The 12,531-nt window shown below is 60.8% G+C and carries 7 protein-coding genes, 2 tRNA genes and 2 pseudogenes; 5 read left to right on the forward strand and 6 right to left on the reverse strand.

Translation table 11 applies throughout. From position 1 onward, the window contains the following. Nucleotides 1-141: 141 nt before the first annotated feature. The 5 genes and pseudogenes from L0Z65_RS02835 to L0Z65_RS02855 all read right to left on the reverse strand — a co-directional run bounded on the left by L0Z65_RS02835 (nt 142) and on the right by L0Z65_RS02855 (nt 5,673). A tRNA-Cys gene (locus tag L0Z65_RS02835) sits at nt 142-215 on the reverse strand. Between the two features lie 257 nt (nt 216-472). After that, nucleotides 473-1,222: a sirohydrochlorin chelatase gene (locus L0Z65_RS02840; RefSeq protein ID WP_405110592.1), complete on the reverse strand. Its 750-nt coding sequence runs from the start codon at nt 1,220-1,222 to the stop codon at nt 473-475. Nucleotides 1,223-1,419: 197 nt separating this feature from the next. Then, nucleotides 1,420-3,689 (reverse strand): annotated as a pseudogene (locus L0Z65_RS02845) (PAS-domain containing protein). Then, nucleotides 3,686-4,939 carry an FIST N-terminal domain-containing protein gene (locus tag L0Z65_RS02850; RefSeq protein WP_102896666.1) on the reverse strand — a complete coding sequence of 418 codons (1,254 nt, stop codon included), beginning with the start codon at nt 4,937-4,939 and terminating at the stop codon, nt 3,686-3,688. Before L0Z65_RS02850 ends, L0Z65_RS02845 begins: the two are co-directional and overlap by 4 nt. Nucleotides 4,940-4,956: 17 nt before the next feature. Next, complete coding sequence (locus tag L0Z65_RS02855; protein ID WP_102896667.1) at nt 4,957-5,673, reverse strand: response regulator transcription factor; 717 nt, start codon at nt 5,671-5,673, stop codon at nt 4,957-4,959. A 348-nt stretch (nt 5,674-6,021) separates the two neighbouring features. On the opposite strand from L0Z65_RS02855, the gene L0Z65_RS02860 reads away from it, so the two are divergent. From L0Z65_RS02860 to L0Z65_RS02880, 5 genes and pseudogenes are all read left to right on the forward strand, one after another. Beyond that, the gene (locus L0Z65_RS02860; protein WP_405110596.1) at nt 6,022-6,525 is read left to right on the forward strand and encodes a CoxG family protein; all 504 of its coding nucleotides are present in this window, start codon (nt 6,022-6,024) and stop codon (nt 6,523-6,525) included. A 167-nt stretch (nt 6,526-6,692) separates the two neighbouring features. Beyond that, nucleotides 6,693-6,766, forward strand: a tRNA-Gly gene (locus L0Z65_RS02865). A 201-nt stretch (nt 6,767-6,967) separates the two neighbouring features. Beyond that, the gene (locus L0Z65_RS02870) at nt 6,968-8,767 is read left to right on the forward strand and encodes an ABC transporter transmembrane domain-containing protein (RefSeq protein WP_405110599.1); all 1,800 of its coding nucleotides are present in this window, start codon (nt 6,968-6,970) and stop codon (nt 8,765-8,767) included. Nucleotides 8,768-8,948: 181 nt separating this feature from the next. Then, nucleotides 8,949-10,846 (forward strand): annotated as a pseudogene (locus L0Z65_RS02875) (acyl-CoA synthetase). Between the two features lie 139 nt (nt 10,847-10,985). Next, on the forward strand, nt 10,986-11,912 hold the full coding sequence (locus tag L0Z65_RS02880; RefSeq protein WP_405110602.1) for an alpha/beta hydrolase: 927 nt from the start codon (nt 10,986-10,988) through the stop codon (nt 11,910-11,912). An 8-nt stretch (nt 11,913-11,920) separates the two neighbouring features. Here the strand turns inward: L0Z65_RS02880 and L0Z65_RS02885 are convergent, their stop codons facing one another. Then, nucleotides 11,921-12,484: a DUF4453 domain-containing protein gene (locus tag L0Z65_RS02885; RefSeq protein ID WP_405110605.1), complete on the reverse strand. Its 564-nt coding sequence runs from the start codon at nt 12,482-12,484 to the stop codon at nt 11,921-11,923. Nucleotides 12,485-12,531 lie beyond the last annotated feature (47 nt).

Raw genomic sequence — 12,531 nt, forward strand, 5'->3', positions numbered from 1 at the left:
GATGCAGGAGAGGCCGGTCAGGCCATGCGCGCACGTCAAGCATCGAAGGAGTGTCTATAAGCAGAACAGGGCGATAACTCGAATGAGATGCCCTGGTGATAACATCAAGGTCTAAAGTTCTTTTCAACTCATTGATTTTAGTGGAGGCGAGTACCGGAATCGAACCGGTGTACACGGATTTGCAATCCGCTGCGTCACCACTCCGCCAACTCGCCTTACCGGTGGTGTGAGGCGTGATTAATCACATGCGGGGGGGCGGTGCAAGGGCCGCTGTGCGGAACCGGGCGGAAAAATGAAAAATTCTGTTGTGGCACTGTCTTGTTCTTATGGGCACGCTCTTCCCCAGGTCTGGGGAGAGCAAGACTGACGCCTGTAACAGTGGCATGTGTTCGAATGACAATCCACCTGGGACCAAACACGGCAAAGAGGCGTAGCTGCGGGCAATGTGCAGGAGCGCCCCGCTGCCCTCAGATCAGGTTGGCATGACACCGGGGCCGGAAAGGGCTTTATTGAGCGCGTTTGCAATCAGCTGTGGCACCTGCGGGAGTGCTCCGAGAACCGGCAGGGTATCGCCGCCAAAGCCTGCATCGGCCAGCGCATCGGGAATGTCATCGCGCACGTGCTCGCCCGCTTGCGCAAAAAACGGCAGGCAGAGGCTGGGCCGCGCTGGGGCGGTGTCTTCGAACACTCGGGCGGTCGTTGCGATGCGCGGGTCTTCCTCAACGTAACCGGTGGCCAGCGTGGTGCCGGGAAGGCGGTCGCGCATCGCTGTTGCAAAGGCCTCTGCCGCCTCTGCGGCCTTGGGGCCACGGGCTGAGCCATGTGCCGCGAGCAGAATACGGGTTTGGGAAAGGGACCAGCCGCGTGCGGCGCAGGCCAGGGCAAGCGCATCGCAGGCAAGGCCGGGCAGGTTGGGGTCAAGCCCAAAGGGCGGAAGATGATAAACGTCGTGCCCTTGCAGCCGCCGTGGCAGCACAGAACTGGTAAACCAGCCATTTGCCATAAAGAACGGATAAACCAGCGCGCCCTGCGGTGTCACCTGTTCCAGCCGGTCGGAGGTGGCAAGGGTGGCCGAACGGACATCCCAGTCCGGCAACAGGGTTGCGACCGCATCTGCAAGCTCTGCCAGCGCGCGTTCCTGAGGGGCGGGATCGGAGGGCTGGCCGTGTGCGGTGATGACGGCGGTGGGCCGGTGCACCGGCATAGCGTGGGGAGAGGTCATCTGGCGTGGTTTTTCCGACTGTGCGATGATCTGGACGGCGAGTGCGGGCTAGATATCGCAGATAGGGGTTTTGTTGTGGATTTACTACGTTGTGCTTTCACCCACGGATCACTTTTGCATCGGCAGAGCGTGGCGCGTCACTCGGTTGCCTTTGTCAGGGCAGCGGCGGATTCAGGCAAGGGCGCGCTGATCGGGCATCAAACCTGCGGAGAGCGCAGATCGTTGAGAAAGCTGCGCAGCTGCTCCGTGTGGATCGGCTTTGTGAACAGCTGGGCATCCAGTCCTTGCGCCAGCGTGGTGATGTCTGGGTTGGGGGGGCGGACATGAGGCATGCAGGGAGAGGACCAAGATCGCGACGCAGATCGTCAATGACTTTGGCGCCGCTTAGGTTTGACCCTAGGTGCAGGTCGATCAGCAGAACATCCGGGGCGACCTCAATTTCGGCCAGCAAGGTCCGGGCTTCACCCTCGCTGGCGCAGGGCAGCACGTCGATCTGCCATTGTTCCATAGTGAGGCTCAGCGCCTGCCGCAGGTCTGTATCGGCAACAATCAGCAGCGCGATCAATTGCGGCAGCTGCGCAGCGGCAGGGCGAGGGGGCGCCGCGTCAAGAAGCAATGCCTCGCCGATTGTCGGCTGGGCGGCGTCGCGGGGCAGGTCAATGGCAAAGACCGTTCCACGCCCGACCTCAGATCTGAGTGTCAGGGGGTGGCCAAGCAGCGCGCAGGCACGCTCCACAATGGCCAGCCCCAGCCCCATTCCGTCAGCAGCACTCGCCGTGGCATTGAGGCGCTGGAACTCAGCGAAAATGCGGCCGCGATCTTGTTCTGCAATGCCGGGCCCCGTGTCCCAGACCTCAACCCGGACGGAGGCGTGACGGGGCCGTACGCCAACCAGGACACCACCTTGATCCGTGTAGCGCAGCGCGTTGGAGATCAGGTTCTGTAGGATACGCCTCAGATAGGTCACATCACTCAGCACGCGCGCCTGACTGGGGCTGAGGCGCAGGGTCAGCCCCTTGGCATCGGCCATTGGACGCATCTCGTCCTGAAGCTGACCCAACAGGTCGCCCAGATCGACGGAGGCCACATGGACCTCGGCGCGACCGGAATCCAGCCTTGAGATATCGAGGAGAGCGGAGACCAGCGTTTCGACACTGTCCAGCGCATTGGCCGCCTTATGCAACGTGTCCTGAGGCGCACCGCCGGGAAGTTCGCTTTCCAGAGCGGCGACAAAGAGTTTTGCGGCAGATAAGGGTTGCAGCAGATCATGGGAGGCGGCAGCGACAAAGCGGGATTTGGACGCATTGGCCCGTTCAGCGGCCTGGAGCGCGTCTTCCAGCTCCAGCGTTCGCTCCAGCACGCGTTGTTCCAGGGTGTCGCGTGCCTCGCTCATGGCGCGGGCGGCCTGCCGTTCGGCGGTGACATCGGTGAAGCTGATCACAAAGCCGCCATCGGGCATATCCTGCATAAACACCGTCAGAACCCGCGTCGCACCCTGCTGAATATCGAAAGAGAGCGGAGCCCGCGCGCGCTGATCGGCAGCGGTCTTTGCGGAAGCTGAACTGGCCTCCAATACGGTGCGCGGGCGCGCCCAGTCTGCGACTTGATCGGCGATATCCGCCTGCGCAAAGGTAAAGGTCTCGCGCAGGCGCTCAAAAATACTCTCAAACCGGCTGCCGATGCGAAATCGCCCGATCGGGATCGACAGCAGATCCCCCATCAGCCGGTTCCACCCGACCAACCGGGCCTGCTGATCGAAGATGCAGACCCCCTGGTTCAGATGTTCCAATGTGGCGCGGATCAGGCGGGCCTGATCGTCGAGAATTCGTTCACGCTCCTGATGCTGGATCCGCATGATATCCGTGACATCGGTCTGCAGGATGACCGTGCCGCCATCCGGCGTCCGGTGCTCACTCACCTGCACCCAGCGATTGCCGGTCATGCGGACGTTGAACATGACGCTGCGGTCCTGATGTCGGGCCAGTCTGCGCGCAGCCCAAGTGGTGGGGGGCGTGCCTGTGGGCAGCGACAGGGCCGTGCTGGAACTGACCAGCTGCACGTAGCTGTCAAACCTCAATCCCGGACGCAGATCAGCGCAGATGTCCGGCATGTGCATGCCAAATCGGCTGTTGCACATCACCAGCACATCCTGCGGATTGAAGAGCGCGAACCCTTCCTGCACGGTTTCAATGGCATTGGCGAGGTTGGCGCGTGCGGCTTCGGTTTCGCGGTTGGCCTCGGCGAGCTTGGCGTTCGAGAGATTGAGCAGATCCAGCGTGCGCTCCAGATCGCGGGTGCGGCTGCGGATTTCCTCTTCCAGCAAAGCAGCGCGTTCGAACTGCGCATAGGCAAGGCCGGAGGCATCGGTATCCTGTTCCACCCGGCGCATCAGGGTTGCGGTGATTTTCAGCAGTTTTTCATTCTGCCGTTCCAGTGAATCGCGCGGATCAATCAGGCCTTCGGTCATGGCCTGACCGCAGTGTCGTCTGTTTCGGGCGGGTAGATGGCCACTCCCGTCAGGGTCTGGTTCACATGGATGGAGTTCACCTGCTCTCCGTAGGTGCAAAACCCAACCGCGCGGTGTTTGGCCAGCAGGGCGGAGATCTGTGGGGTCAGCTGTTTCTGCTGGGCCTCCATCCGTCGCAGCAGGCAATCGCAGGCCAGGATCACATCCGGTGTCCGGGTCTCTCCCAGCGCAGAGAGCGCCCGGTCGAGATGATCCACCATATCGAGAGGTTCTGCCAACGTCAGCACGACCCCTTCGTCGATGGCGGAGAAAAACACAAGATCGCCAGTGTCTGCGACCTGTTGGATCGCGCGCACATGATGCTGGCCACCAATGCGCACCACGACGGGATGGGCGGCAAAGGTGAAGGTGGTCAGCTGTTCCGGATCCTTGCCCAGCAGGCGCGCATATTCCCGCGCTGCCGGTTCGGCGTTGATCTCATGGACCAGTCTGCGAGCAGGATCAGCCCCAGTTACCACCATGCGCTGGGCCGTCGGTACCAGATGATCGGTGTTGAAGACTTCGATCGGGCAGTTGCTGCGGATCTGTAGAAGGACCGCTGCGTTCTGCCGTGCCTTCCCATCACAGAGGACATATGTCGCGCCAAAATCGCTGCTATCCCCGGCGGATCCGCCAAACAGTGGCACCGGGCCAAGCCCCGGCGCAAGATCGGCGGTGAGCGCGTCCTCCTTGACCGACAGCCCATCAATCAACAGGAAGGCAAATTCGGATCCCCACTGCGGTGTCTCCCGCGCCATGTCGTTGCGATTGCGAATGATCTGGTCGATCTGGCTCTGGGCGTCATAGGCGTTCAGATCGTCAATCGGCAGAACACGGGCGCAGAAATGGCTGCGCGGAAGGCCGATGGCGACAATCTCTCCATCTGTGTAACCGGCCTCGCCGATTTCGCCTGCGGTGGTACAGCCAACCACCTGTGCGGGACCCAGATCATGGGCGGCCGCCGCGCTGAGCGCATCGATATCGGCCTGGGGAGAGACAAAGAGAATGATCAACTCAAGCTCATCCAGCGGCGCCAGCATCTGTGCCAACCTCGCCAGCGCATCAGGCGCGTCGGCGTCTGCAAAACCGGTGCGGGTGATGCGACCGGCGTGATGCAATGCGGCAGCCATAGCTGGCAGGGTGCGCTCGGCCTCCGCCTGTGCGGCTGCGGGGATATCGGTGTTGGCGCGGGGACGGGCAGGGCGTGTCATGCTGGATGGTAGGCAGTTCAGCCCAGATCTTGCAAGACGTTTGCAAAGCTGGTTTCCTTTGCGATCAGAACTGCTTGGGTGCGGCTTTGCACACCGAGTTTGCGCATGATTGCGGTGACATGAGCCTTGACCGTGGTTTCAGCGATGGACAGGTCATAGGCGATCTGCTTGTTCAGTTTGCCAGCACAGATCAGTTGCAGGATGCGCGCCTGCTGATTGGTCAGTGTCGCCAGTCGCCCCGTCGCGTCCTGCGTTTCGCTGTCGCGCGGCAACAGCACATAGCCGGGCGGGACAAAGGGCGTGCCCTTTGCGATGGCATCGAACGCGCTGATGTAGATCTCGCGCTGGCTGTGCTTGGGGACGAAACCTGCAGCACCGGCGTGAATGGCGGCACTGATCACCCGATTGTCCGCCATGGATGAGACGACTAGGATCGGCGCGCTGGTGGCATTGCGCAACCGGATAAGCCCGTCCAGCCCATGAACGTCTGGCAGATTCAGATCCAGAACCACCGCATCGGGGGCCGCTTTATAGGCGATCTCGGCCATGGCCCGTTCCAGTGTCGGTGCGGTTGCGATGGTGCTAATCCCGACTGTCGCGCGCAAGGTCATCGCCAAGGCGTCGCAGAACAGCGGATGATCCTCGACGATCAACGCGGTGACAAAGCGGGCCAAGCCTTGCGGATCGGCGGTGGCGCTCTGCGTCGTGGCTGTTGTGGGGGACGTCTGTGTCATCAGGCTCCTGAGGTCGGGCGGCTGGTTCTGTGGCATAGGTCGGGCAGTTGCAGTGGCTTAAGCGCTGCTTCCGGCGAGAATCATGCTAACAGCACAGATGCGGACCTACCAATAGGCGAAAGGTCGAAGGTGATGATCATGGTCTGCGATCTGGTCCGGCAATGGCCTGGAACAAGCTGACGGCGCAGGTTGACCGAAAGCGTTAAGGTGGGGTAGCCGACCGTCGGTCTGCAACCAATGTCGCATATCGGGGCGGTTCCGGTTTAGACTATGCAATGTCATGCAGGCCGTCCGCTGTCTGCCAGGATTGAGATCCCCAGCCGATCGCCAGAAGAAGGAATAGCGCTTATGAAACTTGCCGATACCCGCACCATAGCTGCCTCGCGCGCCGAGGTCTGGCAGGGGTTGCTGGATGCCGAAACCCTGAAGAACGCGGTGCCGGGCTGTCAGGAGATGGATGGCTCCGCCGAGGATGGCTTCACGGCGGTCGTCGTGCAGAAAGTGGGTCCGGTGAAGGCGACGTTTCGCGGGACTGTGACGCTTTCAGATCTTGATGCGCCAAACAGCCTGACCCTGCGCGGTGAAGGGAAGGGCGGCGCTGCCGGTTTTGCCAAAGGGGATGCCCATGTGACTTTGAGCGACGGCGAAGATGGGCAGACACTTCTGAGCTATGAGGTGGAGGCCAAAGTTGGTGGCAAGCTGGCGCAGCTGGGCAGCCGTATCATTGATGGCTTTGCCAAGAAAATGGCCGATCAGTTCTTCGAACGGTTTCAGAGCGCTGTTGAAGCCGATGAGCCAGCTGGCAGCCGGCGCGGAGGCAAACGACGCGGACACCGAAAACCCCACCGATGACGACGCGCCGCGCAAGGGATGGATTGGCCGCGTGCTGGGCAGCTGACACGGCCAAAGATCAGATCTGCGGCAGTCGTTGGTTCCAAGCGACGCTGCGAAATGTGAGATTTTCACACCAGATCCGCTTGACGCTCAGAAAGCACCGATTTATAGACCAAATTCCCTGAGCGGGTATGGTGAAATGGTATCATAAGAGCCTTCCAAGCTTAAGGTGCGGGTTCGATTCCCGCTACCCGCTCCAGGATTTCCGACATCAGCTGATATTTGGGACGCCTGCGCAGTTACCCGTCACGACGCGGCACGTCTGGTTGATCTACGGCATGCGGCGCTATGGCCGGGGATGATGGTCTCTGTGCGCTTGACCTTAGAGGTTTGCGCAGTCATGAACCTTGGCGATGCGCAGGCTCGAGAACCTGCCACACGGAACGTCGAAGGAGCTGACATGGCGGGAAATCAAGCGGTCCCGACTGCGGATGTAGAGCGCGAGAAATCACGCAAAGTTGGTGTTCTCTCCGCACTATGGCCATTCATGCGCCCCTATCGTGTGCTGATGGCCATGGCGACGCTGGCGCTGGTGTTGACAGCGGGTCTATCGCTGACCCTGCCGCTGGCGGTACGTCGGGTTGTCGACAATTTCCGGATCTCCGAAGCCGCGCTCCTCAATCAGTATTTTGCCGCTGCCCTTGTGATCGCTGCGCTGTTGGCGGCAGGCACCGGGCTGCGTTACGCGCTGGTCACACGGCTGGGCGAACGGGTGGTTGCCGATATCCGCAAGGCGGTGTTTGACCGCGTCATTGGCATGAGCCCGGCGTTCTATGAACAGATCATGACCGGCGAGGTGCTGAGCCGGATCACCACAGATACCACACTGATCCAGTCGGTTCTGGGGTCCTCCGTGTCGATTGCCCTGCGCAACATGCTGATCTTCATCGGTGGTCTGGCGCTGATGCTGCTGACCTCGGCCAAGCTGACCAGCCTCGTGCTGCTGATCGTGCCTGCGGTGATTGTGCCGATCCTGGTGCTGGGGCGGCGCCTGCGCAAGATCAGCCGCGAGAACCAGGATTGGATCGCGGCCTCATCCGGCAATGCGGGGGAGGCGCTGGGCGCAGTTCAGACGGTTCAGGCCTACACCCATGAAGGTGCAAGCCGGAGCGAATTCAGCCGTCTGACCGAAACCGCCTTTGACGTGTCGATGCGACGGATCCAGACACGCGCCTTTCTGACTGTCATCGTGATCTTCCTGGTGTTCTCCGGGGTGGTTGGTGTGTTGTGGATGGGCGCCAATGACGTGCGCGCGGGCGTGATGACCGAGGGCACCTTGGTTCAGTTTGTGATTTATGCGGTTCTCGTTGCGGGCTCGGTCGCGGCGCTGTCGGAAATCTGGAGCGAATTGCAGCGGGCCGTCGGCGCGACCGAGCGGCTGGTGGAGCTGCTGACGGCGATAGATCAGGTCCAGGATCCCAAGCGGCCTCAAACACTTGTCACACCAGTGCGCGGGGAAATCCGGTTTGACAACGTATCCTTCCGCTATCCGGCGCGCCCACAGATCCCGGCGTTGGTGGATGTTTCGCTCACCGTGCAGCCGGGGGAAACAGTTGCTTTTGTCGGGCCGTCTGGTGCGGGTAAGACAACGATCATCCAGATGATCCAGCGGTTTTATGATCCGACGTCTGGTGCCGTTTGCCTGGATGGTATGCCGTTGCGGGATCTGCAACGGGATGATTTTCGCAAACATATCGCCTTGGTGCCGCAGGATCCGGTCATTTTTGCGCTGTCCGCGCGTGACAACATTCGCTTTGGCCGCCCCGGTGCCAGCGACGCTGAGGTTGAGGCCGCTGCCCGAGCTGCGGCGGCGCATGAGTTTATCACCGCACTGCCCGAAGGCTACGACAGCCAGGTTGGTGAGCGCGGTGTCATGCTCTCGGGTGGGCAGAAACAGCGGATCGCGATTGCCCGTGCCATTCTGCGTGATGCGCCGGTGCTGCTGCTGGACGAGGCGACATCTGCGCTTGACGCGGAAAGCGAACGTCTGGTGCAGGCGGCTGTAGACGAGCTGAGCCAGGGGCGCACCACATTGATCGTGGCGCACCGGCTGGCGACCGTGAAGAAGGCAGACCGTATCGTGGTCATGGAAGAGGGGCGCATTGTGGCCACCGGCACCCATGACCAACTGGTCGCTGAAGACGGTCTTTATGCTCGTCTGGCGCGGCTGCAGTTCACCGATGGACTGGCTGCAGAATAGACAAATCCCGCCTCAAACGGTCAGTATTTCGGTTTCAAGGTTGAAAACGGTCAAATGTCGCTGCGTCAAAGCGCAGGCTTCCTTGACGTGACCCTGTCGGCGCGCTTGCACGACAGGCCGTTTCAAATCATTTTGTGTTAACTGAAATTCCCCGGCACAAGGGGACTAGGGGAGGAAACCAATGGGATTTGCCACGGCCGCGGACTGCTTGGCACTAGTGAATGAAATGCCCTTCGGGCAGCGAAACATGCCGACAACGCTCTATGGGTTGTTGTCCCGTACGGCCGGGAAGTTTCCTGACAACAAGGCGATCAGCTATCAGATCTTCTCGGGCCCGACCGACAAGGCCGAGACCCTGACCTGGCGCCAGCTGAAGGATAAGGTCACCCAGGCGGCGAATATGTTCCGCTCCATGGGGATCGGAGAGAAGGACGTCGTTGCCTATATCCTGCCCAACTGTAACGAAACGGTTGTGACACTGCTGGGCGGCGCTGTGGCCGGGATCGCCAATCCGATCAACCCATTGCTTGAGCCGGAGCAGATCGCCTCCATCCTGCGCGAGACCGGGGCAAAGGTGGTGGTGACGCTGAAGCCGTTCCCGAAGACCGACGTGGCCCAAAAGGTCGCCGAGGCGGTGCGCCACGCGCCTAAGGTAAACACGGTTCTGGAAATTGACCTTAACCGCTATCTGACCCCGCCGAAGTCTTGGATTGTGCCGATGATCCGCCCCAAGCTCGAGGGCAAGGACAAGCTGGCGCATGCGGACTACAAGAACTTCAACAAAGAGCTGCGTAAGCATCCCACCGAGCTGACCTTTGCGGATTCCGACAGCGACCGCGTGGCCTGCTATTTCCACACTGGCGGCACCACCGGCATGCCCAAGGTGGCACAGCACACCTATTCCGGCATGAACTACAACGGTTGGCTGGGCAGCAAGCTGCTGTTCACTGCCGAAGACAACATCATGTGCCCGTTGCCGCTGTTCCATGTCTTTGCCTGCCATGTGATCCTGATGGCGGCTGTTGCCTCCGGTGCGCATGTCGTGTTCCCGACACCACAGGGCTATCGCGGCGACGGTGTCTTTGACAGTTTCTGGAAGTTGATCGAGCGCTGGAAGATTTCCTTCATCATCACGGTGCCCACGGCGATCTCGGCAAAGATGCAGCGGCCGGTGGATGCGGATGTCTCCACAGTGAAAACCGCCTTCTCCGGTTCGGCCCCCTTGCCGGTCGAGCTGTTCAAACGGTTTGAAGAGGCAACCGGCGTCAAGATCGTCGAAGGGTACGGCCTGACCGAGGCAACCTGTCTGGTGTCCTGTAATCCGGTTGAGGGTGAGAAGAAAATCGGCTCGATCGGTATTCCGCTGCCCTATACGGATGTGAAGATCGTCAAAGGAACCGACAGTGGCACGGTTGAGTTGGGGGTGGATGAGATTGGCGAGATCTGCATCTCCAGCCCCGGTGTCTACGCCGGTCACACCTATACCGAAGTCGAGAAAAACGACGGTCTGTTCTACAAGGATCAATACCTGCGCACTGGCGACCTTGGGAAGCTGGACAGCGACGGGTACCTCTGGATCACCGGTCGTGCCAAGGATCTGATCATTCGCGGTGGTCACAATATCGACCCGGCCGAGATTGAAGAGGCGCTTCTGGGGCATGAGGCTGTGGCCTTTGCCTAGCGCCATCGGCCAGCCGGATGCCCATGCCGGCGAGGTGCCTTGTGCCTTTGTCGAATTGGTGGACGGCGCAACTGTGACGCCTGACGAGCTTCTGGCTTATTGTCAGATCCACGTACATGAGCGGGCAGCGATCCCGAAACATGTCACCGTGATGGATGAGCTGCCAAAAACCGCCGTGGGCAAGGTCTTCAAACCGGATCTACGTAAGAATGCCATCACCCGGATCTACAACGACGCGCTGCTCAAGGCGGGTCTGCTAAGCCCGTGTCGAACATGTGGTCGATGACAAAGGTCGCGGGCTGGTCGCACAGGTCGAAGAAAACGGTGCCAAGGCCTCGGATATCTCCGACGTGCTGGGGGTCTTTACCCGCCCGTGGGAGCCCATGCCGAAGGCGTGATCGCCCGCCTTCGGCACTGGTCCTTGAACGAGATAGAGAAAGCGCTCCACCGGGGCGCTTTTTTTCAATTCTGGGGCATGGTTTTTGACCGCCGCGCTGCTAGGCTCATCCGACGCACTACGACACAGGGAACGGCGAGATGAACTACGAACGGCTGATCGACGAGGAAACCTGGGCCTTTATCCGCAAGACGGGCGAATGTTACCCGGATGATGCGGTGGATCTGTCGATTGCCGAGCAGCGCAAGGTCTATGACGCCATGGCGGCTGAGTTTCGCGCCGCGCGTCCTGATAGTGTCAGCTGCAAGGATCGTCTGGTGGGTGCCGTTCCGGTGCGGATCTACACCGCCGGAGAACCGGGCTGCACGGTGATGTACTGTCATGGCGGCGGGTTCGTGGTTGGCGGGCTGGACAGCCATGATGATGTCTGTGCCGAGCTTTGCGCGCAAACCGGTTATCGCGTGGTCGCAGTGGACTACCGGCTGTCTCCCGAACACCTGCATCCTGCGGCCTTTGAAGATGCCTGGGCGGTCAGTCAGTGGATCTCTGCCAGCTTCGATGGCGATCTGGTCCTGGCCGGGGACAGCGCCGGTGCCAATCTCTGTGCTGCGGTGGCGCATCATGCCCGTGGACGGCTCAAGGGGCTGGTCGGTCAGGTGCTGATCTACGGGGCCTTTGGCGGTGACATCAACGAAGGCTCTTATCTGGAACATGCGCAGGCCCCAATGCTGACGCGGGATGACATTCTGTTCTATGGACAGCTGCGGCGCCCGGAGGGGAGTGAGGTCGGTACTGACCCGACATTGGAACCGCTTGCTGACAATGATTTCTCAGATCTACCTGCCACGGTGCTGGTCACCGCTGATTGCGATCCCGTGCGCGACGATTCCCGTCACTACCGCGACAAGATTTTGGCAGCTGGCGGCAAGGCACATTGGATCAATGAGCCGGGGTTGGTCCACGGCTATCTGCGGGCCCGCCACAGCGTCGGCCGCGCCCGCGACAGTTTTGAGAGGATTTCCGTTGCAGTGGAAGCGCTGGGGCAGGGGCTCTGGCCTTATGAGTGACGCCGACCCTAGCCTGCAAAGTCACGGCATTGTTCAGGTGCGGCACTGCGGTCGTACCATCCACCGCTTTTGACGCGCCAGTCGCTCGTGTGGGTGGTCACATAAGACCAGTTGCCCACCGGGAGATGGGAATACCCGATGACATCGCCGGGCTGGATCACTCCAATGCGCGCCGTTCCTGCACTGTGACCTGAGTAGCGCGGCACCGGACCACCAAGCCAACCAAGGCAGGCGCTTTCAAATTCATCGCGGATCGGCAGATCGACAAGGAGGCGGCGCAGGTGGGTGTCATTCAGTGCCAGTTGACGGCGCTTGGTATTGACCTTGCAGCCGTGAAACTGCTCTAGTCCCCGGATTTCCTGCACCTGTCGATTGCTGTGTGGGTCAAGCGCGACCGATTTGCCCAGACAGTCGCTATTGTCAAAGACGCTTTGCCCCAGTGTCGGCCCAAAGCAATAACCGGCCCGGTCCATGATCAGATTCCGCGTGAACCAAAGATCGTCACAGCCATCCTGCGCCAATGCGGGCAGCGGCAGAAGCAGCAGTATCAGGGCAAGGCAATGTCGGGTCATGGCAGGCTCCTGTCGGGCGAAGTTATCGATCACCCAAAGAAGCCTGC

The sequence above is a fragment of the Phaeobacter sp. BS52 genome (assembly GCF_045040595.1).
GTDB classification, from domain to species: domain Bacteria; phylum Pseudomonadota; class Alphaproteobacteria; order Rhodobacterales; family Rhodobacteraceae; genus Phaeobacter; species Phaeobacter piscinae.

Coding starts and splice junctions, on each gene's coding strand:
- L0Z65_RS02855 (WP_102896667.1), bottom strand. CDS start 5,673: ATGACACAGACGTCCCCCACAACAGCCACGACGCAGAGCGCCACCGCC.
- L0Z65_RS02850 (WP_102896666.1), bottom strand. CDS start 4,939: ATGACACGCCCTGCCCGTCCCCGCGCCAACACCGATATCCCCGCAGCC.
- L0Z65_RS02860 (WP_405110596.1), top strand. CDS start 6,022: ATGAAACTTGCCGATACCCGCACCATAGCTGCCTCGCGCGCCGAGGTC.
- L0Z65_RS02880 (WP_405110602.1), top strand. CDS start 10,986: ATGAACTACGAACGGCTGATCGACGAGGAAACCTGGGCCTTTATCCGC.
- L0Z65_RS02870 (WP_405110599.1), top strand. CDS start 6,968: ATGGCGGGAAATCAAGCGGTCCCGACTGCGGATGTAGAGCGCGAGAAA.
- L0Z65_RS02840 (WP_405110592.1), bottom strand. CDS start 1,222: ATGACCTCTCCCCACGCTATGCCGGTGCACCGGCCCACCGCCGTCATC.
- L0Z65_RS02885 (WP_405110605.1), bottom strand. CDS start 12,484: ATGACCCGACATTGCCTTGCCCTGATACTGCTGCTTCTGCCGCTGCCC.